This window comes from Mucilaginibacter sediminis, from assembly GCF_051903035.1.
In the GTDB taxonomy this organism is placed as follows: domain Bacteria; phylum Bacteroidota; class Bacteroidia; order Sphingobacteriales; family Sphingobacteriaceae; genus Mucilaginibacter.
Genome location: NZ_CP170602.1, coordinates 6049890 through 6075807 on the forward strand (window position 1 = coordinate 6049890; position 25918 = coordinate 6075807).

Here is a 25918-nt window from a genome sequence, read left to right on the forward strand (position 1 = left end):
CGCATTTAGAGTTTAGAATTTGGCTTTTAGAATTTATTAAAAACATGACTACTTTAATCATCATATCTGTTTTACCAATAGTGTTGCTGTACCTTGGCTTGTACAAGGCTTCAAAGGCATTATTACCTGTTACCATTGTTGGTTTGCTTGCTGCGCTGGCTTGCGCTGTGGGCGAATACAAAAGGCCCGATACCACAATTCCTACTTTTCATGGTATGATGATGTTCAATAATTTTTCTGTTGTATTTTCATCAATAGCTATAATAACAACTATTTTAATCCTGCTCTTATCAGCGGAATATTTTGAGAAGATAAGTAACCACGTTGCCGAGTATTACGCTATTATCCTATTTTCATTGACAGGGATTATTGTAATGGTTTCTTACTACAACCTAACCATGATGTTTATTGGTATTGAAATCATGTCGGTAAGTTTATACATCCTGGCGGGCATCAAGAAGAGCGATTTTGCATCAAACGAAGCTGCTTTAAAATATTTTCTGATGGGGGCGTTCTCAACAGGTTTCTTATTGTTTGGTATTACTTTGCTTTACGGCACAACAGGCTCTTTTAGCCTCGAGGTTATTAATGATTGGGTTGTCGCGCATCCACACGCCGATCCTATGTTTTATACAGGCATAGGGCTTATCATCGTGGGCCTTTCCTTTAAAGTGGGCGCTGCTCCGTTCCATTTTTGGACACCGGATGTATACGAAGGCTCGCCAACCCTTATAACCGCTTTCATGTCTACAGTAGTAAAAACTGCAGGCTTTGCTGCATTCCTGCGTTTGTTTTCGGTATGCTTCGCGCCGCTGTCTGATTTCTGGACACCAATTTTACTGGTTATCACTGTAGCAACATTATTTATAGGCAACATTACTGCATTATATCAGCAATCCTTTAAAAGGATGCTTGCTTTTTCAAGTATCTCGCATGCTGGTTACCTGCTTTTTGCAATTGTTGCTTTAGGCGCAAGTTCGGCTAATTCGGTATTTATTTATGCAACTGCCTATTCTGTTGCATCCATTGTAGCATTTGGTGCCCTTATTTTGGTACAGCAACAAAGCGGCAGCGATAATTTTGAGAGTTTTAATGGCCTTGCAAAAAAGAACCCTTTTCTGGCATTAGTACTTACTGTTGCCATGCTTTCGTTGGCCGGTATCCCGCTTACTGCAGGTTTTATGGGCAAGTTTTATATGTTTACCGGTGCACTTGCTAAATACCAGTTTTGGCTGGTTATAGTAGCTGTTGTAAACGCAATCATCAGTATTTTCTACTACTTCAGGGTTATTGTGGCTATGTACTTCAGGGCGGCAGATAGGGCCGAGCTGGTAGTGCCGGCTTACTATAAAATTGTTTTTGCTATTTCGGCATTGGCAACTATCGTCATCGGTGTTTACCCTGATTTTATTTCCTATTTCATTTAATAGTAACTGGGTACTGCAAATTGATATAATATTTGTAGTTTTACAGATATAGTGAATGGAAAGTTTTTGGGATTACCTTCAAAATTTAACGGACGCTCAATCCATCATAAGTAGGGGAGGTTTTTATTTCCTGCTTATTGTTGTTTTTGCTGAAACCGGGTTGTTTTTTGGTTTTTTTTTACCAGGAGACTATTTGCTATTTATGGCAGGCTTGTTGTGTTCTGCAGGCAAGGTTGACGTAAATATATCTACATTGGTGTTATCGCTCATTGCAGCAGGCATATTAGGAAATTTTACGGGATATTGGTTTGGTCATCGAACGGGGCCTGTATTGTTCAATAGAAACGACTCGCTGTTTTTTAAGAAGCGATATGTGATACTGGCCAGCGACTTTTATAACAAATACGGCGGTATGGCTTTGATTTTGGGCAGATTTTTCCCTATCGTTAGGACATTTGCCCCTATATTTGCAGGTGTTGTTAAAGTTGATCTTAAAAAGTTTGCTTTATACAACCTTGTTGGTTGCGTAGCATGGGTGTGCACCTTTACCTTGGGCGGTTTTTTTTTAGGAAAACGGTTCCCGCAGCTGAAGGATTACATGCAGTATGTAGTTTTAGGGCTTATAGTAATTACTACCATACCCCTTGTTGTTGCGTACGTACGGAAGAAAATTGCAGAGAATAAAGAACAGAATATTAGATAATAAATATACTACAAATACCAAATGAGTACACAACATCCATGGCACCAGGTTTCTCCTGGCGATAACATTCCCGAAATTGTTAATGCTATAATCGAAATACCTAAAGGCTCAAAAGCCAAATATGAAATTGATAAGGATTCTGGTTTATTAAAATTAGATCGCGTTTTGTTTTCATCAGTGATGTATCCTGCTAATTACGGCTTTATACCGCAAACCTATTGTGATGATAAAGACCCGTTGGATATATTGGTGCTCTGTTCAATCGATGTGTTTCCTATGTCAATAATTGAGGCAAAGGTAGTAGGGGTAATGCACATGGTTGATAATGGCGAGCAGGACGATAAAATTATCGCTGTTGCAAAAAACGATATGTCGGTTAACTATATTAACGACCTGAATGAATTGCCGCCACACGCCATGACTGAGATTGTACGTTTTTTTAAAGATTACAAAAAACTGGAAGGCAAAAACGTAACTATCGAGCATTTATTAGGTGTGCGTTATGCGCATAAAGTAATAAATGAGAGTTTGGAATTGTATAAGTCTACTTTTCCGGTAACCCAATAAATATTAGATGGACCCCGCGCATTACGAAATAAGTACTTTTTATTTAATTGCAACCGTATTCCTGGTTTTGCTCAACGGTTTTTTTGTAGCCGCCGAGTTTGCCATGGTGAGAGTACGGGGTTCACAAATTGAAATTAAAGCAAAATCGGGTAGCGGAGTTGCCAAAGTTGCCCGCGGCATACTACACAATCTTGATGGATACCTGGCTGCTACGCAGCTGGGTATTACCATTGCTTCACTGGCTCTTGGTGTCGTGGGCGAAGAGGTTGCCACCAATATTGTCATCCGGGCATTTTTAGCTGTAGGGATAACACTTTCGCCCGGTTTTATTACAGCCAGCCACATCCTTGCCTTTACCTTTATTACGGTACTGCATATTGTATTTGGCGAGCTTGCCCCCAAATCAATAGCCATTCAAAAGTCGGTACGTACAGTGCTGGCCATTTCGCTGCCGCTACGGTTTTTCTTTGTGTTTTTTAAACCCTTGATTTGGGTACTGAACGGCTTTGCCAATTTTATTTTGGGACTTTTAGGTATAAATACTTTAGAGGGAGGTGAAGCACACCACAGTTCTGAAGAATTACAATACCTGCTTGAACAGGGAAAAGAATCGGGCGCATTGGATTCAAACGAACATGAGCTGATCCAGAACGTTTTTGATTTTAACGAACGTGTAGTTAAAAATATCATGGTGCCGCGTACCAAAATTTCGGGCATCGATATCAGTTCAACCAGGCAGGAATTGCTGGATATGATCATTGATGAGGGCTATTCTCGAATGCCTGTTTATGACGACGTTATAGATAAAATTATAGGCATTGTACACGCCAAAGATATTTTGCCGCTACTGGCACGCGACGAGGAAATTGTGTTGAAAAATATAATCCGCAAGCCGTACTTTATTCCCGAAACCAAAAAGATAAATGATTTGATGGCCGAGCTTCAGCAAAAACGTATCCAGATAGCCATTGTACTGGATGAGTTTGGCGGAACCGCAGGGATGGTTACCCTGGAAGATATTGTGGAAGAGCTGGTAGGTGAGATACAGGATGAGTACGATGAGGAAAAACCAATTGTAGAAAAAGTTAACGAGCGCGAGTTTATTGTAAATGCCCTTGCGCCCATATATGACGTAAACGAACACCTACCCCATGACTTGCCCGAAGATGGCGACTTTGATACGGTAAGCGGCTGGCTGGGCGACATATTCGGTAAAATTCCGGATGTTGGCGAGCAAAAGGAATCAAATGGCTATAATATTACGGTGCTGCGCAAATCAGATCAGAATATTGAATCTGTGAAACTGGAATTGCTGATAAATGAAGAAGATGCTGTAGATTTACATTAATCTGCTTAGCCAATGCATCTTTTTTATACACCTGATATCGCCCCCTCGCACCCCCAATATTTTCTCAGTGAAGAAGAGAGCAAGCATGCTATACGTGTTTTGCGGCTGGAGGCAGGTGACGAAGTTCAACTGATTGACGGGCGTGGAGGGTTTTATAATGCGGTTATTCACGATGCACATCCTAAACGCACCATCCTCAATATCACATCCGTTACTCCGGAGTTTAACAAAAGGAACCATTTCCTGCACATAGCTGTAGCACCCACCAAAAATATCGAGCGCCTGGAATGGTTTTTAGAAAAAGCCACCGAAATTGGTATTGATGAAATATCGCTTATCATTACCCAGCGTTCTGAGCGTAAGGAAGCCAAAGTTGACAGGCTTAACAAGATTATTACCGCTGCTATCAAGCAATCGTTAAAAGCATACCATCCTGTACTAAATGATGCGGTTAAATTTAACCAGCTATTAGCTCTCCCTTTTGATGGACAAAGGTTTATTGCTCATTGTGAACCAGGCGATAAGCTCGATTTGCGTAAAGTAATAAACCCGCAGGGGCGTTATTTAATATTGATAGGACCTGAGGGTGATTTTAGCCCTGCCGAAATTGAGCTGGCTTTGGAAAGCAGCTTTAAACCGATAACTTTGGGTGAGGCCAGGTTGCGTACCGAAACCGCTGCCCTGGAGGCCTGCTTTGAGGTTAATTTTTTAAACCGGCTATGAAGAAACTTACGTATACTGCTATAGCTTTTACCGCATTTGTTGTAATGTGTGGCTTTTGTGCACCAGCATACAAAATGGCGCGGCTTAAGTACGCCGGCGGGGGCGATTGGTATGGCGACCGAACTGCTTTAACTAACCTTGCAAAATTTTGTAATGAAAACCTGAAAACTAATTTTGATGCCGATGATGAGGTAGTAGAAGCAGGCAGTGCATCTATTTTTAATTATCCATTTGTTTTTATGACAGGGCATGGTAACGTGATTTTTAGCGACCAGGAAGCCCGAAACCTGCGCAAATACCTCACAGGTGGTGGCTTTTTGCATATCGATGATAACTACGGACTGGATAAATTTATCCGCCCGCAAATGAAAAAGGTTTTCCCAGAACTTGAATTTGTTGAACTGCCACTTAATCATCCCATTTATCACCAAAAATACAGCTTCCCTAATGGCTTGCCCAAAATACATGAACATGATGGTACCCGCGCACAAGGTTTTGGACTGATATACAAAGGGCGATTAGTGTGCTTTTATGACTACGAGTGCGACCTTGGCAATGGCTGGGAAGATTATGGCACCTACGCGGGCGATACCCAGGAAACCCGCATTAAGGCGCTTAAAATGGGTGCCAATATGGTGCAGTATGTTTTTACACAATAGTTATATATCCGCTGAGGTTTTAAATTGACAGTAAATTTTAATTTGCCACTGGCGGTAGTCGGGATATTTGCATAACTTTAATTTATCCTTACGTTAAAAACTACACTATCCTGCAACTCAAACCCTGCAACACATGTATCAGCTAAAAATAAATGAGAAGTATAGCTTTGAGGCGGCGAGAAACGATGACGGCCTGCTTATTAATAATAAGGCTACCACTGCCGATATTAAACATATCGGCGAAGGCATCTATCATGTTATAGAAGGCAACCAATCTTACAATGCCGACGTAGTATCTTTTAACAGCGTCGAAAAAACTGCCCAAATTAAGATAAACAACAATATCTATACAATTACGGTAAAAGATCAGTTTGATATTTTGCTGGATAAATTGGGACTGAGTAGTTTATCCGGCGCCCAGCTAAGCGAGATTAAGGCCCCCATGCCGGGTCTTGTACTCAAAGTATTTGCTGTTGAAGGCGATGAAGTTAAAAAAGGGGATAACCTTTTGATACTTGAAGCCATGAAGATGGAAAACATTATCAAATGCCCTGCTGATGTTACTATAAAAAAAATCAGGATAAAGAGCGGGAACAAAGTAGAAAAAGGGCAAATCCTGATTGAGTTTTAAAATTCGGTTATTTTTTACGCTAATTTTTGTATTGTGTTTGTAAAAACGCAGGCAATCTTAATTGCTTTAATTGTTTTTTTGCCTTTTTGTTAATAACTTACTTTTTTTAAATTAACATTTTAACTCTATGAAGAAAAATCTACTAACAATTTTGTTGTTATTTTCCTGCATTTCATTCGTTTTTGCTCAAAACCGGATTATTACAGGTAAGGTAACAGATCAAAAGGATGGTTCGCCCTTACCTGGGGTAAGCGTGACCGTGAAAGGTGCCGCCAGTATTGGCGTTCAAACAGATGTAAGTGGAGCCTACAAACTTTCGGTACCTGCTACAGCCAAAGTTTTAGTCTTTAGATTTATCGGTTATACACCGGTAGAAATTGCAATAAGTGGTATGGCTGTTAATGCGAGCCTGGCCGTTGATGCCAAGCAGCTTAACGAAGTTGTGGTTGTTGGTTACGGTACTCAAAGCAGGGCATCGTTAACAGGCTCGGTTTCAAAAATTAAAGGCGCCGACATAGAAAATATTCCTGTACCAAGTTTAGAGTCGGCTATTCAGGGCCGTACACCGGGCGTATATATCCAGGCACAAAACGGTAAGCTGGGGCAAGGCATACAGGTGCGTATCCGTGGTGCTTCGTCTGTATCAGCAGGTAACCAGCCTTTATACGTGGTTGATGGTTTGCCTATCACTGTTGATGATTTTTCAAGCAATGGTGCGTCAACCAATCCGTTGGTCGATCTGAATCAAAATGATATCGAATCTATTGATATATTAAAAGATGCATCTGCTGCTGCTATTTACGGTTCAAGGGCGTCAAATGGTGTGGTTTTAGTTACAACCAAGAAAGGTAAGGCCGGCGATACCAAAGTAACCTACAACCAGTATTACGGCTTTAGCAAACCGACACGCGAGCGCGAGTTTTTAAATGCCGAACAGTATGTTACTTTATTAAGATTGGCTGGCGCTGCCGGAGGGTATTCAACAACTTCTGTTGAGGCGCGGTTAAAGAGGTATGCTGCCGGCAGTGACAATTATAAAACGTACGCTGTAAATACCGACTGGCAAAAAGAAATTACTCAACATGCCCCCGTGCAAAATTATAATCTTGTACTGTCAGGAGGTACCGATAAAACCAAGTTTTACATATCTGGCACCTATAATAATCAAAAAGGCTTCCTGATAGGCAATGCTATAAACCAGTACAGTTTGCGTACCAATGTTAGTAACCAGGCTAATAAATGGCTGGAAGTGGGTGCCAATTTAAGTGTATCGCGTACCAAAAATTATCGTTTATCAAATGATGATCAGTTTTCGACCCCCGAGCAAATTGTTGCATTAAGCCCGATCACGCCCGTTATCGATCCGCGTACAGGTTTAACAAGTGGCGCGCTTGATCCTACTACAGGTACACCAAACAGTAATTTTCCTATTTATTATAATCCATTATTAAATGCGCAAAACGCATATTTTAATACAATAGATTACAGGAATCTTGGAAACGTATATGCGCAGGTAAAGCTGCTCCCTTCTTTAAGTTTCCGGTCGGAAGTAGGTGTGGATATATTGAATTCAAGTGAAGATAGTTACGCAGGTAGTTTAACCTCCCGTAATTCAGGTACACCAAACGGGGTTGGCTTTAACTCGTCCGTTACATCGGTAAATTTTAACACCAATAACTTTTTACAGTTTATAAAAGACTTTGGTAAAAGTAATATCAACGCGGTAGGTGGTATGACCTATCAACGTCAACAAAACGATCTTAACTCTATCAGCGGTGACCAGTTTCCGAGTGACGCTTATAAAAAGCTAATCAGTTCCGCCGATATCACCGCCGGATCGTCATCATCAACAGCGTACTCATTGCTTTCGTACTTTGCCAGGGCAAATTATAAGTTTGACGAAAAGTACCTGTTATCGGTAAGTGGCCGTATTGATGGCTCATCAAGGTTTGGGGCAAACCACCGTTATGGATTTTTCCCGGCAGGTTCTGTTGGCTGGGTTATTTCGCAGGAAGGTTTTATGAAACAGCAACAACTGGTTTCTGATTTAAAATTACGGGCGAGTTACGGTATAACGGGTAACTCAGAGATTGGAAACTTCCCATCGCGCGGGTTATTTTCTGAATTTGGTTATGCGGGTGTTGCGGGATCAAGGCCTACCCAATTGCCAAACCCGGATTTGAAGTGGGAAACATCGGCTACAACAGATATTGGCTTAGATGTTGGGTTTTTTAACGGAAGGCTTTCCGGACAGTTTGACGTTTACTTGCGAAAAACTAAGGACCTTTTGTTAAACGTACAAGTGCCTGCAACCTCTGGTTATACAACAATTACTCAAAATTTAGGTAAGCTGCAAAACAAGGGTTTTGAAATGCAGATAGATTCTAAGAACATAGTGGGCAAAGAGGTTACCTGGTCGACCAGCTTTAACTTTTCAGTTAACCGTAATAAAATTACCGATTTGAAAGGCCAGGTTATTACCGGAAGCGGAGATGGCGTAAACCGTGCAGTTGAGGGACAACCATTGGGTGTTTTTTATACTGTTGAATTTGCGGGTGCCGATCCGGCCAATGGTGATGCACTTTATTATAAAAACACCGATTTGGGCGGTGGTAAGCGAGACCGTACAACAACCAATGATTATAATGCAGCAACTCCTGTTGTAGTTGGCGACCCTAACCCTAAATTTATTGCCGGCTTAAATAACACTGTTAGTTATAAAGGAATTGACTTTAGCTTCCTGTTGCAGGAAGTAAATGGCGATAAGATTTATAATGGTGGTGGGCAGTACATGTCGGTTGGTTTTAATAACGGTGCCGACAATCAAACTCTTGATCAGCTTCAATCATGGAAAAAGCCGGGCGATATTACAATGGTTCCTGAGGCCCGCTTATTTGGTGGCAATGGCGTATCGCCAAGTTCGAGGTACTTAAGTGATGGATCATACCTTCGTTTGAAAAATATTGTATTAGGTTATAATTTCCCCAAAAGTATACTTGAAAAAATTAAACTACGTAGTTTGAGGATTTACGCGCAAGCTACAAACTTAGCCACCTGGACCAAGTACAAAGGTTGGGACCCTGAGCTGAATTCGGACGCGTTTTCTGGCAATATTACCCAGAACTATGATTTTTATGCAGCGCCGCAGGCTAAAACAATAACATTTGGTATTAACGTGGGATTTTAATTTAAGCTGAAGAAGATGAAAAAAATAAAATATTCAATTATAGCATTGAGTACATTAGCAATGCTGTATAACTCTGGCTGTCAAAAGCAGTTAGATATTAAACCGCAAAATTCAGTCGAAGCTGACCAGGCTCTCAAAACATCAAAAGATGTGGAAGGGGTGCTTATCGGAGCATATACCGCAGCCGGTTTAAGAGGGCTATATGGCGGGCGGTTGCAAGCAACTACTGATTTTTTGGCCGATGACGGAGATTTCTCTTATTTCGGGACATTTTCTGACTACACCGAACTCAACGATAAAAAGATTACGATTAACAACTTTTTTGTTGAAGGGGCATGGGACAGTGGTTACAACACCATTGGAGTATGTAATACAGTTTTAGCCAATCTAAACCTGGTTATTTCAACAGATAAAGCAGGTGTTGAAGGAGAAGCCAGGTTTTTACGCGGGATGACTTATTTTGATTTGGCCCGGGCTTTCGGCAGAGCGTGGAATGATGGCAGTCCGACAACTAACCTTGCTGTGCCTCTTGTTTTAACACCAACCACGACTATAGCCGGCATTCAAAAAGTAAAAAGAAATACAGTTGCCGAAATATATGCACAGGCCATTGCAGATTTGAAGATTGCTGAAGCTAATCTCCCAAATAAATCAACTTATGCAAGCTCGGCGGCTGCTTCGGCTGTTTTGGCACGTATTTACCTCACCCAGGAAAATTATGCCCAGGCAGAGGTTGAGGCATCTAAAATAATAGATGGGGGTGCGTACAGCCTTATTGAACACTTTGCCGACGAGTTTCAACATCCGGATCAGGCTACACGCGTATTTAATACCGCCGAGGATATTTTTGCTATTCAAATCTCAAATCAATCGGGTTTTAATGCATTGAATGAGGTTTACGCAAGTTCTGATTACGCTGGCCGTGGCGAAACTTATATCAATCAACAACACTTTGACCGGTACGAAGCAGGCGATGACAGGGCCAATGAGTTTACCGATGATCCCTTCACAACCAAGTTTAATAACGCATTCGGTAACGTTGTAACTATTCGTCTGGCCGAGATTTATCTTATCCGCGCCGAAGCCAGGATCAAGAAAGCCGTTCCCGATCTTGTTGGTGCAGCTGCTGATATAAATAAGGTTAGAAACAGGGCCGGTTTAGCTAATACTGCAGCTGTAAGTGCTACTGCTTTGTTTAATGCTGTGAAGCAGGAGCGCCGGGTCGAGCTTCCTTTTGAGGGCTTTAGGTTAGGCGATTTGAAACGTTACAAAGAAACTACCCGATCGGTAGATGGTGACGGTAACACTGTAGAGACATTCGATTGGGACTCTCCGAAATTGGTATTCCCTATACCAAAACGTGAAATAGATGCCAATTCTAATTTGGTACAAAACCCAGGTTATTAGTAAGCACTACACTATATAGAATGAAATCCCGGTAGCTGATGTTGCCGGGATTTTTTTACCTCATGGGAGGCCAATCTAACCCGATTAAATAGAACATACCAGATGTCTGGATATAAGGCTCATCAACGCCAATGCCAAATGCCATGGGGTTTGTGGCATCGGCTGTTAACAATTGCATTACGGCATTTGTAGGGAATATGATATGGCTGTTTCCAGGCAGTGATAGCCTTGACAAGACTATATAAAATAATTTATGGCGCTTTGATGGCTTGATAGTTGCAACTGATACAGAGGATCAACGGAGTCCGGATCTTATTTCTGAGCTGCGAACGGTGCGGGCACTTTAATCCACCACAACAAACAAGGCCATTCAAATTGAACGGCCTTGATACTTAAGTTTAAAATTGGGTATTTTATTTAGCCTTAAATGGCTTTGCTTTTTTAACAGGATAGTGTGGCTTGCCGTTAGGATAAACTTCCGGGGCACCTACTAAGGTCATCGCGCAACGGAAACCAACTTCGGCACTTGATTCTTCCTCGTCCATGAAGCGGCGGGTTGCCGGGTTCATCCAATAGGCAAGGTCATTCCATGAGCCACCTTTATAAACTTTCGAATGATCGTTTACCAATGTTGTGTTACCGTATAAGGCTGTATTTACTGTATCCTTTTCGCCCCTGAAATCAGGATTGTATTTTTTGCCGGAATCTTTAACCAATGAGCTAACAGTAGCATTAGGAGCTGCCGCATTTGGCTGTGCCCCCGGAGTTGCCGGCGCGCCGTTGGCAGGTGTACCCTGTGCCGGTGCACTGTTAACAGTATTCGGGTCCTGGCCTTGTTGTAATGCCAGGTAATCGGCATACTTCATTTTTTTGTTTGATTTGGCAGGATCTTTAATAGGCTTGCCATATTTATCTTTGGCGTATAAGCCTTTAGATGGGTCGACCAGGCGTTTGTTGGTATATTGGTTACCGCGGAAAGGGTTAAAATCTTCAAATTCCTCAAAAGATGTTTGGCGGTAGGTGTCCTGCACCCACTCGTTTACGTTGCCCGACATTTGGTAAAGGCCAAAATCATTTGGAGGATAAGTACGCACAGGTGCGGTTATGTCGGCTTTATCATTCAAATAACCACCCACACCCATGTTGTCGCCGGCACCCCTTTTAAAGTTGGCTAAAATTAAGCCACGGGTTTTGCTCTTTGCCGAACGAACCCCCATGCCATTCCATGAGTACATTTTACCATCATCAATATTTTCAAATTGGGTGTTGCCTGCCAGTGCCAAAGCCGCGTACTCCCACTCGGCTTCTGATGGTAAACGATAAGCCTGTTTCAATATACCATCTTCCATACGCACGGGCCTTACGGGTTTAGCATTTTTGCCAGTACCTGCGGCAGCGTTAGGGCTTAAGTTAGGCATCATTTTTTTACCGTCTATTCCGGCACCTTTCATTTGGCCATTCAGGTATATATCGGTATTAAAAGGCTGCGATGCTCCCGTCGCTGCTGTAGCGCCGCCGTTTTTGCCTTTTGCGTTTTGATCTTTCCAGGCTACCATACGCCCGGTTTCACGCAAAATGTTTTCGTTGGTACGGTCGGTACGCCATGCACAATAATCTTGTGCCTGGTCCCAGCTAACACCCACCACCGGGTAATCCTGAAACGCGGGATGGCGCAGGTAGTTATCAACGTAAGGATCGTTATATGATAATGGTTTACGCCAAACCAATGTATCTGGTAAGGCATTGTAATACAATTCACGGTCTTGAGGGAAAGTAATGCTTAACCAATGCAGGTAGTCAAGCCAATCCTGGTTGGCAACTTCTGTTTCGTCCATATAGAATGACGGTACAGTTACTCTGCGGCGTACATTGTTATAATCATAAGTAACGTCCTGATCGGCGCTGCCACCCATTACAAAGGTACCACCTTCAATAGGTACCAGGCCAGGGCCTGGCGCGGGATGTGTTTGCCTGTAACGCTCATAGCCACCATTATTTTTGTTATTATAAACTAAACCGGTTTTTTGCGATACCGATGGTTTACTACAGCTGCTTACCAATGCACATACAGCCGCAAGGGCTAAAGCAGTTTTAGTAAAAAGTATTTTCATAATTTTACAATTATATTAATGACGTAAATTTAGAAAAAAATGAGTATAATGCTAACGCTAATGCATCTTCTTCTAAATAAATCAAACAATTATTGATGCTTTTAACGGAAATGGTGCAACGTTGGTTGCAATGTTTTGTTTTTTTTTAGTCGTTTGCAACCAAATGTCTTCACAAAAAATCCGATATAAATTATGAGCGGATATTTATCAATTTAAATAATAAAGCTAAATTGCACCCAATGAAGTTTTTTACATTTCGGAATATAACCTTCTTATCATTGTATTTACTGCCATTTACGGTTGTAGGGCAAACGAGTACTGACGGAAGCGCATACAGGGGATCGCGCGTTGAAGTACCGTTTTTAAACATTACCCCCGATTCACGTTCGGGTGCGATGGGCGAGGCGGGGGTTGCTATTTCGCCGGATGTTAACGCTAATTTCTGGAATCCCTCGAAGCTTGCTTTTGTTGAAAGTAATGATGCACTTTCGTTGTCATATTCTCCGTGGTTAAGGCACCTGGTGCCCGACATTAGTTTGTCGTACCTAAGCTATGCCCATAAAATTGACGATCGTAACACACTCGGTGCTTCGTTGCGCTATTTTAATTATGGCTCATTGCAGCTTAATGACGACCAATCCAATAACCAGGGTACTTACACGCCAAATGAGTTTTCGCTCGATGTTAGTTTTGCGCGTAAGTTTGGCGAGAATTTTTCATTGGGGTTAACCGCTCGTTACATTCATTCAAGCATTTCCAGTGTGTCGTTTGCCACTGCGGGATCAACCCAAACAGGCAGGGCCGGCAATGCTTTTGCTGCGGATGTATCGATGTTTTATAAATCGAGCTATGGCGATGATAACCTGTTTGCTTTTGGTGCCAACATATCCAACATTGGCACAAAAATTAGCTATACTACCAATGGGCCTAAATATTTTTTACCTGCCAATTTAAAGTTAGGCGCGGCCAACACCTGGAACCTTGACGAAAATAACCAGATAACGGTTGCCTTTGACATAAACAAGCTGCTAACACCTACTCCTCCTATAAAAGATGCCAACGGCACAATTATAAGTGGCAAAAATGATGATGTATCGGTACCATCGGGTATTTTTCAGTCATTTGGGGATGCCCCTGGTGGTTTTAGCGAGGAGATGAAGGAAATAAGCCTGTCGCCCGGCGCCGAGTACTGGTACAACAACCAGTTTGCCATAAGGGCCGGTTATTTATATGAAAACCCAAGCAAAAGCGACAGACGTTATGTAACCCTCGGTTTTGGTGTTAAATATGATATTTTTAAGTTCGATTTCTCATACCTGGCAGCCAGCCAGCAAAATAGTCCTTTGGCCAATACCTTGCGTTTTAGTTTGTCGGCAAGTTTTGGCGGTACCTCCAATGTGTCAAAATAATAATGGGTAAAATTAAAGTAGGGTTTGGTTTTGACGTTCACCAACTGCGTGAGCAGCACCCATTTGTTTTGGGCGGGGTTAATTTAGAGCACCATTCGGGCGCTTATGGCCATTCAGATGCTGATGTACTTTTACATGCTATTTGTGATGCCTTGCTTGGCGCCGCTAATATGCGCGATATAGGTTTTCATTTCTCCAATACAGACAACCGCTGGAAAGGTATCAGCAGCCTTATTCTGCTTCAGCATGTTGTTAAATTAATAAAAGAAAAGGGCTTCAGCATTGGCAACATTGATGCCATGGTATGTTTGGAAGCACCAAAGATAAACCCCCACATCCCGGCTATGAAGGTGCATATAGCCAAAGCGGCATCTATCAGCGAAGATGATATATCTATAAAAGCTACCACTAACGAGCAATTGGGCTTTATAGGGCGTCAGGAAGGCGTTGTTGCTTATGCGGTTTGTTTGATCGAAAGAGAATAACCTAAAAGGCAAGGAATCAAGACAAAATACATTCCAGACGCGGGGTGTTTTTGCCTTGACTTGCTTACAGTTCTTTAACTTACATATACCACTTTTTTACCACCCAGAATACAATCGCGGCAATTATAAGCAATGTAACAATAATGTATATTGCCGAGTTGCTCTTCTTTTGACCGCCCTTAACATTTACGTTACCGGTACGTTTTAGTACGCCCCAGCCGCTTAACTCGCCTTTAAGGGCCTTACGCATCGATTTAAACAGTACGTAATACATCAGCTGTCTCCACAGGAATCGTTGCGGTATAATGTAAATAAGCTTCCTGTAATCTTCTTTTTCCATTCGGAAAGCAATAATGCCCACAATGAAATCGATAACCACAAAAGCCACATAGTATATCAGCATTTTCTCCGGCTTCTCGCCAAACAGCGCGAAGATCATCATCAGATCGGCCAACGGGGAGAATAATGGTAATATAATCTGGAAGATGAGGATATTGGGCATGCCCACCATCCCAAAGAATTTATACTTTTTGTTGAACAATGCGTCGCGGTTTTTCCAGAAGCTTTGAATAACCCCGAAACTCCAGCGGAAACGTTGTTTAAGTAACATATTAATGGTTTCCGGTGCTTCGGTATATGCAATAGCTTCGGCACAGTTTTTTACAATGTAGCCTTGTTTGAGGATGCGCATAGTTAAATCACAATCCTCGGCCAGGGTATCGTAAGTAAAGCCGCCGGCACGGAAAATGGCCGATTTGCGGAATGCTCCAATAGCGCCTGGTACTACCGTAATGCTATTGATGAGGTCGAAAGCGCGGCGGTCCATGTTTTGGGCGGTAATGTACTCTATTGATTGCCACCGGGTAATAATATTGGTTTCGTTGCCAACTTTTACTGTGCCTGCCACAGCGCCAATTTCCTCATCGGTAAAGTAGCTCATCAATTGATAAATAGCATCGTTTTTAAGTTGCGTATCTGCATCAATACAAACAACAAAATCGCTGGTAGCATGGGTTATGCCAAAGTTAAGGGCCGATGCTTTGCCGCCATTGGGCTTGGTTAATATTTTAACCAGCGGATGACCTTCATAAGCAGCCGATACTACTTCAAACGTTTTATCTTTTGATCCGTCGTCAACAAAAATAATTTCAAAAACCGGGTATTCGGTTTTTAATAAACTTTGGATAGTGGCAACGGCATTTACCTCCTCGTTATAAGCTGGTACGATAATACTCACAGGGGGAAGTGGCAAATTGTCGCCACGCAGTTTTACGGTTTTTTTGTTCTCGCTGTTTTGTCTTACCGCAAGTATAGCAATCAAAACAATACGGCCTATTGCCAGGAATATAGCCGACAAAAACACATATATCAAAAACCAGTTGAAATAGTAATAAGCATGTACCGCGACATCATACATAGGGCCAAAAATGCCGGTATGATCGTCTTTTATAGGTGGCATCAGGTCATCTTTGGTTTTGTCAAGCACATCGGCAATGGTAGTAAACTGGTAGCCATGTGTTTTAAAGTAGTGTATAATGGCTGGTAATGCCTTTACTGTTTCTTCACGGGTATCGCCGCCGGCATCATGCAGCAGGATCATCGATCCATTGTTGGCCTGCCTGATGGTGCGGGCAACAATGCTGTCGGCTGTTACGCCGGGCTGCCAATCCCATGGGTCGATAGATTCGCCAATAGTGATATAGCTTTGCCTGCGACTTTCGGCTACAGGGATTACTTCGGCCAACGTTTCGGGCTCGGCATCTGCATTAAATGGCGGGCGGAACAGGATGGTACTGCGGCCTGTAACCGATTCGATGATTTTGCGGGTAGCGTTTAGCTCAAGCACCACGCGTTGCAGGCTGATGGTTGATATATCCGGATGGAAGAATGTGTGGTTTCCAATTTCATAACCGTCCTCATAAATTCGCCTCAGGATGGCTATGTTTTTTTCGGCCATGGAACCCACTACGAAGAAGGAGGCCGGAACTTTTTCTTTTTGCAGGATATCAAGAATGCGCGGGGTGTAATCCGGGTCGGGTCCGTCATCAAAGGTCAAAACAACCTTTTTAGGCTTATACCCATACTTACGGATCATGTACTTGGTGGGCAGTCTTTTATAAGTTTGCGCAGTGATGGTATAGTTGCCTGTATCCAGTTTTACATCAATCTCGCCGGTTTGGGGCGTGGTTATCAGGTCGAGCACCTCGCCATCGCCATCATACTCTACGTTTTTACGGCTATTTAAACCAACAGAAGTTAACTTTTTTAAGTCGACACCGGTTTTACGCAGCGAATCGATAGACAGGTTTTTCTGGAAGAACGACCATAGCCTTGGATCTTCGGTACCCATGCGCCACAGAGCCACCCCGCCGGTTGCCCAGTCATCGGCCATGCGGATGACGTTAAAGTTGGTAGCAGCGTCGGCAAAATAAATGGTATGGTCAAGGCTATCCTTATCCATATAGGTAAAATGAGAATTTGCCGAAGCCGGATCAAATGTGATCTTGCTTTGGTTTTCTTCGGCAGCGCTAATAGCCTGCTGATAACCTATGGATTTGCCGATGCTGGTTTCGCGCCAATCATAAGCGCCGCCTGCAAAAGTCAATATAATTTTTTCGCTGGGTACCTGGCTGCATACATCATCCAGTATCTGTTCAACCCAGTGCTGGTTTGATAAATCGCCCGGATTGCTTAGCTCATTATGCTCATCAATGGCCATAATGAACAAAAAATCGTTAACATGCTGCAACCTTATAATATTGTAAGCCTCATCTTCGGGCACTACGTTTTGTGTAACCAGGAAACCCTTGGCTTTTAATGTTTTATAAAGCTCGGTTTGAAAAGCAATATAAGTTTTGCTGTTGCGGTCTTTAATTTCGTCCAGATCTACATTGATGCCTTTAAACTTATATTTTGTAAGGGCATTTACAATACTGTTAATAAAACCGGCACGCAAAGCAGGTTTTTTAAAAATGCGCTCAATATCATAGCTATCATAACCGCCTTCCTGGTTGTTTTTATTTATATAGTTTGATAGTGTGAGTACAATGGGCTTATTATATTTTTTATTAACGTTGATGAGCCCCGTATCAACTTTGGTAATTACAGTGTCGACACCCGGAAGGATAGAAAAACCTTCGCTTACCACCATATCAAGCTTTGGCATGTTATCCAGCAACGAATAATAAGCCTGTGGCTCCCATGGGCGGTAAAAGGCCACATTCAGGCGGTCTTTATTATTAGGATGTTTGCGTTGATGCAGGCGTTTTGCACGTTCAAGGGCCTCAATTTCGCCTTTTTGTATTTTAAACGACCGGTATTTGGTTGACCGCTTGATTTGCGCAAGCTCCTCTTTCGACATTTTTTTTGGCGCCAGGTCGAGGCTTGGCAAACTGGGGTAATAGGTAGATTTAATGGTAACTATTACGGCAACAATACCTACTGCCAAAAAGGCAAATAGTATGCGGCTGAGCCATTTAAAACGGTTCCATCTGTTTGGTGAGTCTGCCTGAAAAATTTGCTTATTTGAAGCCATTAAGTGAGATTACTTCTGGTTTAAAAGTATAGGTAACAAATGAAGATATGATGAATGGATGTTGTAACCTATTTGTCTGTTTTGCCAGGCTCGATGCCCGAAAAATCAACACCGCATTTACAATTGCCACCGCAACTTTTTTTAGCGGTGAGGCTTTTATACATCATACGGCCAATGTAAAAAACAGCAGCGGCAAAAAGAACAATAACTAAAATTACCTGGATGTTCATAGTGCAAAAATACTTAATTTTTAATATATACGTACAGACGCTTTTAATAGTATATAGTTTAACGTGGCATAAAGGCAATTGTTCCGCCAACCCAGTCAAAATCTTTATTATAACGTACGCCAATCATCTTTCCGCGGCTTAACCGGGCCAGGTTTATGGCCAGTGTAGGTTTTTCGTCTCCGTCCGGCCATAAGTACAACAACCTGATTTCGGCTTTTACCCCACCATCTGGCGATTGCACAACAGGTTCATAATTAACTTTTTGCTGTAATATCCAGTTTTCCGGATCTTTAATACTGCGGGTATCATCCAAAGTAACATCAATAATTACACCCTGGCCGGCAAAAGAAAACAATGGCTTCAATACATAGTTTTCCAGGTCGGCCGGCAGGTAATCTACCTGGTGCAAAAACTGTGTTTTGGGAATGTAATCGCCGCTTAAAAAAGGCATGGTAAATTTACTGATGCGGTAAAACCAATTGGGGTGTGTTATCCACTCCACATCAACAGGCTTCCTGATATCAACAACCTTTTCAAAAATCTCCGGATCGTTATCAATTTCATCAAAAATCAGGCGGTTATAAATACGCTTAATTAATTGAAGGCCGCTATCTGTTTTATAAAATAGCTTATTTTGTTGTTGCACCAGCTCGGTTAAAGATACCACCGGGATGCCAAGGTATTTTTCAGTAATATAAAAGTCGACTGCGGTTTTTTGCTCCGGGGCATTTACATCCATTAAAACCACTTCGGCCGGTTTGCAATCGCCTATAATCGTTTTCCTGAGCAGGTCAATGTAACTGGCTTTGTTCAATCCGTTAAAATAAACGGTTTCATCACCGGCAATATCAAAAACATCCGCATAAACATCGCCCAGCAAAATCTGGAACCCGTATAAGGATGGAAAGCCCTGCATTTCTATCAGCTTAGGTACAATATTGCCGTATTCATCTTTGCATACGCCAAAATCAATTGCGATAAAATGAGGATGACCGGTCTCATTGGCAACACGCCATTTATCGGGAATTGCCCGTTCAGTAAGTTCCTTAAAACCGGGTCGGAGGATGGTATCTACAATGTCGTTCCCGGCGGCACTCAGCCTGTCGCGAAAATCGGTAGTCAAAAAAACAGGTGTCTCGGCCACACGAAATTGAACAGGGCTGTGCAGCCCCTCGTTAAGTTTGCTCAAAAATTCCTGGTATTTGGCATCGGTAAAGCCTGCGTTAAATGTTTTCCTGGGTGATGGGTTCATATGGTAAAAAAAAGTTTTATCCCCCTGTCATGCTGAGGAACGAAGCATCTGTTTGCCGCTTTTCAGGCGGCGATGCATGTCGGCCAACAGATCCTTCGTTCCTCAGGATGACAGCGCTTGATAGCAGTGACACTATAAACAAACTTAACCAATTTAGTTTATCATTTTAAAGGTCCACTAATCTTTAGTCCTCATTAAAAAAAACACCTCTTGCCTTCAACCTTTCGCCTTTAACCTTTCCCCTTATCTGAATAAAAATTCCTTAATTTGCTTTGTCAATTAAAACTTAAACCTGGCATTACTACTTTAATTTATTAAATGTATAACAAAAAGATAACCGTTGTTGGCGGAGGAAGCTGGGCTACAGCCAATGTAAAAATGTTGGCTGATAATACTACCGAAAAGGAAATTTTTTGGTGGATGCGTAATACGCAGGCGGTTGAGCACCTAAACAAATTTGGGCATAATCCCCATTATTTAAGCTCGGTAGAAATAAAGCTGCCTAAACAAAATATTTCAACAGATTTAAAATCATTGATACAAGTGGCTGATATTGTGTTGCTAAATGTGCCGGCTGCTTTTTTAAAAGAAGCACTAACTGGCATTAGGCCTGCAGATTTGGCTGGCAAAAAAGTTGTATCGGCTATAAAGGGTATTGTGCCCGATGAAAATTTAATTATCGGCGAGTTTTTACACCAAAAATATGGTATTCCGTTTGAAGATTTTATTGTAATAAGCGGACCTTGCCATGCCGAAGAAGTTGCATTAGAGAAACTCTCTTACCTTACCATTGCATCCGGTGATGCTGCTTTGGCTACGGAGTTTGCGGGAATGATTAATACCCGTTACATAAAAACCAATGTATCTGATGATATTTATGGCACCGAGTGGGGGGCTGTATTAAAAAATGTGTATGCCATTGCGGGTGGTATTTGCCATGGAGTAGGGTATGGCGATAATTTCCAGTCGGTGCTCATTTCAAACGCGATACGCGAGTTGGAAAGGTTTGTTGATGCAGTGCACCCTATTAACCGGGACATTAAAGAATCGGCTTACCTGGGCGATTTGCTGGTTACCGCTTACTCGCAGTTTAGCCGTAATCGTACTTTTGGCAATATGATAGGGAAGGGGTATACCGTTACATCGGCCCAGCTGGAAATGAATATGATAGCCGAAGGATATTATGCAGTAAATTGCCTACAGCAGGTTAACAAACAGTACAAGGTAAACATGCCCATTTGCGATGCTGTTTATGCTATTTTATATCAAAAACACTCACCGGTGGTTGAAATGAGGCTTTTGGCCGAGAAATTGAGTTAAATGCTAATAGCATTAACTTAATTTATTTACTACCATGAAAAATTTATTCAAAATTGCAATGTTTGCAGCCGGTACATTTATGATATCGCCGGCATTTGCACAAACCCACAAAGACAGTACAATTGGGCATAAAATTTCAAGAACGGCTAAAAAGGTTGGCCATAGAACATCACAGATTGCCGCCAACGGCGCATCGGCTGTAGTTGATAAGAAGTACGAAGGAAAGGTTGGACCTGGCAACCATACGGTTTATATTGACGAGCACGATAAATACTATTACGTGAACAAAAAAGGCCACCGCGTTTATATAAAAAAATCTCAGCTTATTGATAAGCCGGAAAAATAAAAGTTGTATCTTAACAGTGCAGGCTTAGGCCTGCACTTACCATGTTTGTCATGAAAAAATATGCTTTAGTAATGCCCGCTGTTTATGCCCTCACGTTGTTTGCTTTTGCATGCAACAGTAACCAGGCTGCAAAAAGCGAAGCTAACAAAAAATTAATGGGCAAATGGGTATCAAAAGACGGTGCCACTAAACTGGAGATAACAGAAAAAGGTTTTACTACCGATGATGGACAACCGGTTACTGAAGATTATTTTGTGCAAAAAGATACCATTTTTACATCGTACCAGGGTAGCAGGCCATATACTAAATTCCTGATAAAAAACCTGGATGATCATAAACTCACACTCTTTTACCCGGATTCGGATTTGGTGGAGTTTGCGAGGTAGGGGCTGTGAGTGGTGAGTAGAGAATAGTGAGTGGTTTTATTGTGAAGGTTGAGATCTTTTTTTCGTGTAGTCTCCCGTGTGCAAATCCAACTTGCAAATTCGCCTGTCTGGCGGGAGACGCAAAATGTTGCGTCGCTACGGTGGGGAGGTATGTCAAAAAACAAAAGCCCTCATGCTGGCGGCATTGAAGGCTTTGTTAACAAAACTAAACTAAAACTCGCTTCCTTACCAGGGGAAGCCCATGAAAACTATCTTTTATCCAGTAGTAAGTATTTAGTATCAAGTATCAAGACAGCTTCAATAAGTTAATATTATCTTGCTACTTGATACTTACTACTTGATACTAAACTTAGAATCTTCTTTTGCGTTCCGGGCGATCTTCGCGGGGTTTGCCGGAGAAGTCACGGAAGCCACCACTACGACGATCACCGCCGCCTGAGTTGCTTCTTTCGCCACCACGGTAACCACCACCTTCTCTGCGTTCACCACCACGGTAACCACCTTCACGACGGTCGCCGCCACGGTAACCACCACTGCTTTCACGACGGTCGCTGGTGCCTTCGCCAGATACTTCTATCCGTACGGGGCGACCTTTGTACTCGGCGTCTTTAAAGCCTGCGCTTACCTTTTCAACATCTTCGTTAGGTACTTCAAAGAATGAATAAACACCTTTAACATCTATTTTACCAACGCTGCGGCCGCTAATTTTTGATGTGTTGCAAATGTAACCTAACAAATCGCCGCGGTTAAATTCATCAACCGAACCTAAGTTTATAAATAAACGGGTGTAAGCAGAGGGGCCGCTTGAAGCACCACGTTCGCCTCGCTCACCACGGTCATCCCTATCCCTGCGGCCACCTTCTTCAACGCTTGCGTTAAGATCAGGTGCATTTTTGTAATAATCAAGGAAACGGTTAAATTCAATTGATGCAAAGCGTTTGATAAACTCTTCTTTGCTCATATCCTTAAACTCTTCCATAATACGCGGGATGTATTGCTCAATTTGCTGCTCATTAACCTGTACGTTGTGTACTTTATGAACAATGGAGAATAATTGTTTCTCGCAAACATCAAACCCGGTTGGAATCTCGGCTTTAACAAAGCGCTTACCCAGGGTGCGCTCAATCTGGCGTATTTTACCTAATTCTTTGGCGTTAATAATGCTGATAGATACACCTGTTTTACCTGCACGGGCTGTACGGCCGCTACGGTGGGTGTAGTTTTCAACCTCGTCTGGTAACGAGTAGTTAATAACGTGTGTTACATCATTAACATCAATACCACGTGCAGCAACATCAGTAGCAATTAACAATTGCAGGCTGCGCTCGCGGTAGCGTTTCATTACCTTATCGCGTTGCTGTTGCGACAGGTCGCCATGTAACGAATCGGCATTGTAACCGTCTTTGATCAGGGCTTCTGCAATATCCTGGGTTTCTATTTTGGTACGGCAAAATACGATACCAAAAATATCAGGATTAAAATCAACAATACGTTTAAAAGCGGCATACTTATCACGGGCACGTACAATGTAGTACTCGTGCTCAATGTTGGCATTGCCGGTGTTTTTTGTGCCCATGGTAAGCTCAAATGGCTCGTGCATGTACTTTTTCGCTATACGGCGAACTTCAGTTGGCATGGTGGCCGAAAACAGCCAGGTTTTTTTCTCGTCCGGAGTGGTAGATAAGATATTATCAATGTCTTCCTGAAAGCCCATATTGAGCATTTCATCAGCTTCATCCAATACTACAAATTTTACCTTCGAAAAATCTATCGCCTTACGGTTAATGATATCAAGCATACGGCCTGGTGTGGCCACAACGATCTGTACGCCGCGTTTAATCTGGCGTAACTGATCCATAATGCTTGCTCCGCCATAAACGGCCACAACGTGAACGTTGTCCATTTTTTTGGAGTAATTTTTAATGTCGTTCGTGATCTGTAAACAAAGTTCACGTGTTGGGCATAAAACAAGTGCCTGTGGATGATTTTCTTCAAAATCCAACAGCTCTAATAATGGTAGGCCAAAGGCAGCAGTCTTACCGGTCCCGGTTTGGGCTAATCCGACAAAATCGTTGCTGCCTGTTAACAATACCGGAATTGACTGTTCCTGGATTGGCGTTGGGTTTTCAAACCCTAACTCGGAGATGGCATTAACAATATCATGACGGATTCCCAGTTCAATAAATGGGTTCATGAATTAAAATAACGAATTTGGCAACATCGCCAAATCGGGCGCAAAGATAGCGCTAATATTTTATAAAAGCAATAAGTATATGCAATCAAAATCGCTTTTGAGTAATCTATTTTGATTTTGGCGGTAATAGCCTTTGAAATAACAACTTAATTATGGATTTTGTGAATTTTACGGATCATTCCGGGAGTGCCGGACGTGTTTTGGATTGGATTAAAACACGTGTTATCGCTTTTTTTGCCTTTTGTAGCAAAGCTATCCAAGCACAGGTTTTTAATTTGCACTATTACTCGTTAAAACTTCGCTCATATAATATTATCTTAACCTATCGGCAGATTTGATCAGCTTTTCATCATTTTTGATACCCTTGGTGGCCAATAGCAGCATAATAATGCTTATTGATGTCAGGAACAAACCAATTCCCATTGTATGCGTATCTAATTGAACGCCTTCGCCTACCGCTTTTTTTACAGTTTGCGCCATCCAGAAACTGTAGCCAAACAATACCAATATAGCGCCATAGCAAAAAGCCAGTTGCTGCTTGCGGTTTTTGAAAAGGAAAATTATAACAAGTGGTATAAGCGCCACTACAGCCGTTATGGCCGTAAGCGCCGTAAAAGATTCGATATGTTTTTGCGCGCCGTTAACATCCTGAAAAATGCCGGTGACGGTAATAGTTACAGGGACATTATTTACGTAAACGTTATGAGCCAGCGGAAAAAAGTAAAGGGCAAACAAAACCAGGCTGGCTGCAAGCAGGTAAATGCTTTGTATTCGTTGTAGCATAATGTTAAAAATATAATGGCAAATATAGTTGTTTTAGCCATTGCGTTATTGTTTTTTAATGGAGATGTAATTTGCTTTTTATGATAATTATTATAGTATCTTTAAACAGATTTTCCAATAATTATTAAGCGATGACCCCAAGCCCTGATAAAAACCTATCGCCACAGGAGGTGAAGTTTGAAGATGCGCATCTTAAAAAAATTTTCCTCGAACACTTAAACAGCATTTATTGCGGCAAGCTGCATCTTATTCATTTTTTTGAGGAGATAAAAACCCTGGCAACACTGCAATATTTAAAAAATGCCATACAAGATTGCAGTGATGATGCTGAAAACCAGATGGTACACATTGACGGGATATTTAGCGCGATAGGCGAAGATCAATCAAAAATAAGCGTACTGGGCATGAAAGCCATGACGCTTGAAGCCTATATAACTGCCATCCGGTCGGGAAAAACGCCTATGGAGCGTGATGTTTTTATTGTATTTTATCTGCAACTGGTTGAAGGTATCGAGGTTACATATTTTAAGGTGCTGAAGAACCTGGCGAAGGCGATAGGCTACAGTAACACTTTTTTAGATAAACCATTTAAACAGGCAGTAGAAGACAAGCTAATGTTTGAAGGTATTTATAAAGAATACATAACCCAGCCATCTGCCGGTTAAACAACAGCTTCGGGTAAAAAAATGAATAATATTTAGTTTGTTGATTATTAGATAAAGATCGCTGATAGTCAAATGTTCCGTGTCCTGCCTGTTCCAAGGCATTTTTGTAAAATGGTACCACCGCTGCCGCGAGTTTTTGTGGCTGATAGCTGCCTCGTACCTGCCCTTGATAAAGGTGTTTTTCGCAACATATCATTTCTTTCTCCCAGATTGATAATCATCTATCAAAATGATAGGCAATATTCATCAATTAAATCCATTTTGTCGCAGATGTTAAATGTTAATTAACTGTAATTCAGTTATTTGATAGGTGTTGTCATTTATTGGCATCTACTTGGTAAAGCTCTCTGCAAAAACATAAGAATATGGATATTTTACAGATTGCAATTTACATAGTGACTTTCGTGGTCATCTTCTGGATCTTCTTCAAATCAGTTAATTACTTCGAAAAAATCTAATCATCATGATCGCATTATTCATCGTGGCAGTGGCTGTGTTTGTATACATGGTGTATGTGCTGCTTAAACCCGAAAAATTTTAAACTATTAAA

At 41.9% G+C, this 25918-nt stretch carries 24 protein-coding genes; 17 read left to right on the plus strand and 7 right to left on the minus strand.

Annotation, left to right across the window (positions count from 1 at the left end; translation table 11 throughout):
- Window positions 1-44: 44 nt before the first annotated feature.
- The 9 genes from ACFGVS_RS25045 (at window position 45) to ACFGVS_RS25085 (ending at window position 10652) form a co-directional block, all read left to right on the plus strand.
- On the plus strand, window positions 45-1427 hold the full coding sequence (locus ACFGVS_RS25045) for an NADH-quinone oxidoreductase subunit N (protein WP_439696017.1): 1383 nt from the start codon (window positions 45-47) through the stop codon (window positions 1425-1427).
- A gap of 55 nt (window positions 1428-1482) precedes the next feature.
- Window positions 1483-2130 carry a DedA family protein gene (locus tag ACFGVS_RS25050; RefSeq protein ID WP_274209778.1) on the plus strand — a complete coding sequence of 216 codons (648 nt, stop codon included), beginning with the start codon at window positions 1483-1485 and terminating at the stop codon, window positions 2128-2130.
- A gap of 21 nt (window positions 2131-2151) precedes the next feature.
- Entirely contained in the window at window positions 2152-2697 is a 546-nt protein-coding gene (locus ACFGVS_RS25055) for an inorganic diphosphatase (protein WP_274209777.1), read from the plus strand.
- Window positions 2698-2704: 7 nt separating this feature from the next.
- Window positions 2705-4045 carry a hemolysin family protein gene (locus ACFGVS_RS25060; protein ID WP_274209776.1) on the plus strand — a complete coding sequence of 447 codons (1341 nt, stop codon included), beginning with the start codon at window positions 2705-2707 and terminating at the stop codon, window positions 4043-4045.
- A 12-nt stretch (window positions 4046-4057) separates the two neighbouring features.
- Complete coding sequence (locus ACFGVS_RS25065) at window positions 4058-4768, plus strand: 16S rRNA (uracil(1498)-N(3))-methyltransferase (protein WP_274209775.1); 711 nt, start codon at window positions 4058-4060, stop codon at window positions 4766-4768.
- Between the two features lie 44 nt (window positions 4769-4812).
- Window positions 4813-5427, plus strand: a complete 615-nt coding sequence (locus ACFGVS_RS25070) for a DUF4159 domain-containing protein (protein WP_439699266.1) — start codon at window positions 4813-4815, stop codon at window positions 5425-5427.
- 133 nt (window positions 5428-5560) lie between these two features.
- The gene (locus tag ACFGVS_RS25075; RefSeq protein ID WP_090651807.1) at window positions 5561-6058 is read left to right on the plus strand and encodes an acetyl-CoA carboxylase biotin carboxyl carrier protein subunit; all 498 of its coding nucleotides are present in this window, start codon (window positions 5561-5563) and stop codon (window positions 6056-6058) included.
- Between the two features lie 127 nt (window positions 6059-6185).
- Window positions 6186-9245, plus strand: coding sequence for a SusC/RagA family TonB-linked outer membrane protein (locus ACFGVS_RS25080; RefSeq protein WP_439696018.1), 3060 nt, complete (start codon window positions 6186-6188; stop codon window positions 9243-9245).
- A 15-nt stretch (window positions 9246-9260) separates the two neighbouring features.
- Window positions 9261-10652 carry a RagB/SusD family nutrient uptake outer membrane protein gene (locus ACFGVS_RS25085; RefSeq protein ID WP_274209772.1) on the plus strand — a complete coding sequence of 464 codons (1392 nt, stop codon included), beginning with the start codon at window positions 9261-9263 and terminating at the stop codon, window positions 10650-10652.
- 55 nt (window positions 10653-10707) lie between these two features.
- On the opposite strand, the gene ACFGVS_RS25090 is transcribed toward ACFGVS_RS25085, so the two are convergent.
- Together ACFGVS_RS25090 and ACFGVS_RS25095 are read right to left on the minus strand one after the other, a co-directional pair.
- Window positions 10708-10887 (minus strand): hypothetical protein, encoded by a 180-nt coding sequence (locus tag ACFGVS_RS25090; protein WP_274209771.1) that lies wholly within the window; start codon window positions 10885-10887, stop codon window positions 10708-10710.
- A gap of 178 nt (window positions 10888-11065) precedes the next feature.
- Window positions 11066-12763: an SUMF1/EgtB/PvdO family nonheme iron enzyme gene (locus ACFGVS_RS25095; RefSeq protein WP_439696019.1), complete on the minus strand. Its 1698-nt coding sequence runs from the start codon at window positions 12761-12763 to the stop codon at window positions 11066-11068.
- Between the two features lie 239 nt (window positions 12764-13002).
- Here ACFGVS_RS25095 and porV point away from each other — a divergent pair, with 239 nt between their 5' ends.
- Both porV and ispF read left to right on the plus strand, forming a co-directional pair.
- Entirely contained in the window at window positions 13003-14172 is a 1170-nt protein-coding gene (porV, locus tag ACFGVS_RS25100) for a type IX secretion system outer membrane channel protein PorV (protein WP_439696020.1), read from the plus strand.
- A gap of 2 nt (window positions 14173-14174) precedes the next feature.
- Window positions 14175-14657, plus strand: coding sequence for a 2-C-methyl-D-erythritol 2,4-cyclodiphosphate synthase (ispF, locus tag ACFGVS_RS25105; protein WP_090651812.1), 483 nt, complete (start codon window positions 14175-14177; stop codon window positions 14655-14657).
- Window positions 14658-14736: 79 nt separating this feature from the next.
- Here the strand turns inward: ispF and ACFGVS_RS25110 are convergent, their stop codons facing one another.
- The 3 genes from ACFGVS_RS25110 to ACFGVS_RS25120 form a co-directional block, all read right to left on the minus strand.
- Window positions 14737-18192, minus strand: coding sequence for a glycosyltransferase (locus tag ACFGVS_RS25110; protein WP_439696021.1), 3456 nt, complete (start codon window positions 18190-18192; stop codon window positions 14737-14739).
- A 68-nt stretch (window positions 18193-18260) separates the two neighbouring features.
- Window positions 18261-18422 carry a FeoB-associated Cys-rich membrane protein gene (locus tag ACFGVS_RS25115; RefSeq protein ID WP_274209767.1) on the minus strand — a complete coding sequence of 54 codons (162 nt, stop codon included), beginning with the start codon at window positions 18420-18422 and terminating at the stop codon, window positions 18261-18263.
- Between the two features lie 58 nt (window positions 18423-18480).
- Complete coding sequence (locus ACFGVS_RS25120; protein ID WP_439696022.1) at window positions 18481-19674, minus strand: hypothetical protein; 1194 nt, start codon at window positions 19672-19674, stop codon at window positions 18481-18483.
- Window positions 19675-19703: 29 nt separating this feature from the next.
- Here ACFGVS_RS25120 and ACFGVS_RS25125 point away from each other — a divergent pair, with 29 nt between their 5' ends.
- From ACFGVS_RS25125 to ACFGVS_RS25140, 4 genes are all read left to right on the plus strand, one after another.
- Window positions 19704-19844 (plus strand): hypothetical protein, encoded by a 141-nt coding sequence (locus tag ACFGVS_RS25125; RefSeq protein WP_439696023.1) that lies wholly within the window; start codon window positions 19704-19706, stop codon window positions 19842-19844.
- A 148-nt stretch (window positions 19845-19992) separates the two neighbouring features.
- Window positions 19993-20994, plus strand: a complete 1002-nt coding sequence (locus ACFGVS_RS25130; protein ID WP_274209765.1) for an NAD(P)H-dependent glycerol-3-phosphate dehydrogenase — start codon at window positions 19993-19995, stop codon at window positions 20992-20994.
- Window positions 20995-21028: 34 nt separating this feature from the next.
- Window positions 21029-21340, plus strand: coding sequence for a hypothetical protein (locus ACFGVS_RS25135; RefSeq protein WP_439696024.1), 312 nt, complete (start codon window positions 21029-21031; stop codon window positions 21338-21340).
- Window positions 21341-21390: 50 nt separating this feature from the next.
- Complete coding sequence (locus ACFGVS_RS25140; protein ID WP_274209763.1) at window positions 21391-21726, plus strand: hypothetical protein; 336 nt, start codon at window positions 21391-21393, stop codon at window positions 21724-21726.
- A gap of 349 nt (window positions 21727-22075) precedes the next feature.
- On the opposite strand, the gene ACFGVS_RS25145 is transcribed toward ACFGVS_RS25140, so the two are convergent.
- Together ACFGVS_RS25145 and ACFGVS_RS25150 are read right to left on the minus strand one after the other, a co-directional pair.
- Entirely contained in the window at window positions 22076-23920 is a 1845-nt protein-coding gene (locus ACFGVS_RS25145) for a DEAD/DEAH box helicase (protein WP_090651819.1), read from the minus strand.
- 312 nt (window positions 23921-24232) lie between these two features.
- The gene (locus ACFGVS_RS25150) at window positions 24233-24703 is read right to left on the minus strand and encodes a DUF4293 domain-containing protein (RefSeq protein WP_090651820.1); all 471 of its coding nucleotides are present in this window, start codon (window positions 24701-24703) and stop codon (window positions 24233-24235) included.
- A gap of 131 nt (window positions 24704-24834) precedes the next feature.
- On the opposite strand from ACFGVS_RS25150, the gene ACFGVS_RS25155 reads away from it, so the two are divergent.
- Both ACFGVS_RS25155 and kdpF read left to right on the plus strand, forming a co-directional pair.
- Window positions 24835-25368, plus strand: coding sequence for a DUF892 family protein (locus ACFGVS_RS25155; RefSeq protein ID WP_090651821.1), 534 nt, complete (start codon window positions 24835-24837; stop codon window positions 25366-25368).
- Window positions 25369-25831: 463 nt separating this feature from the next.
- On the plus strand, window positions 25832-25909 hold the full coding sequence (kdpF, locus tag ACFGVS_RS25160; RefSeq protein WP_090651871.1) for a K(+)-transporting ATPase subunit F: 78 nt from the start codon (window positions 25832-25834) through the stop codon (window positions 25907-25909).
- The last annotated feature ends 9 nt before the right edge of the window (window positions 25910-25918 follow it).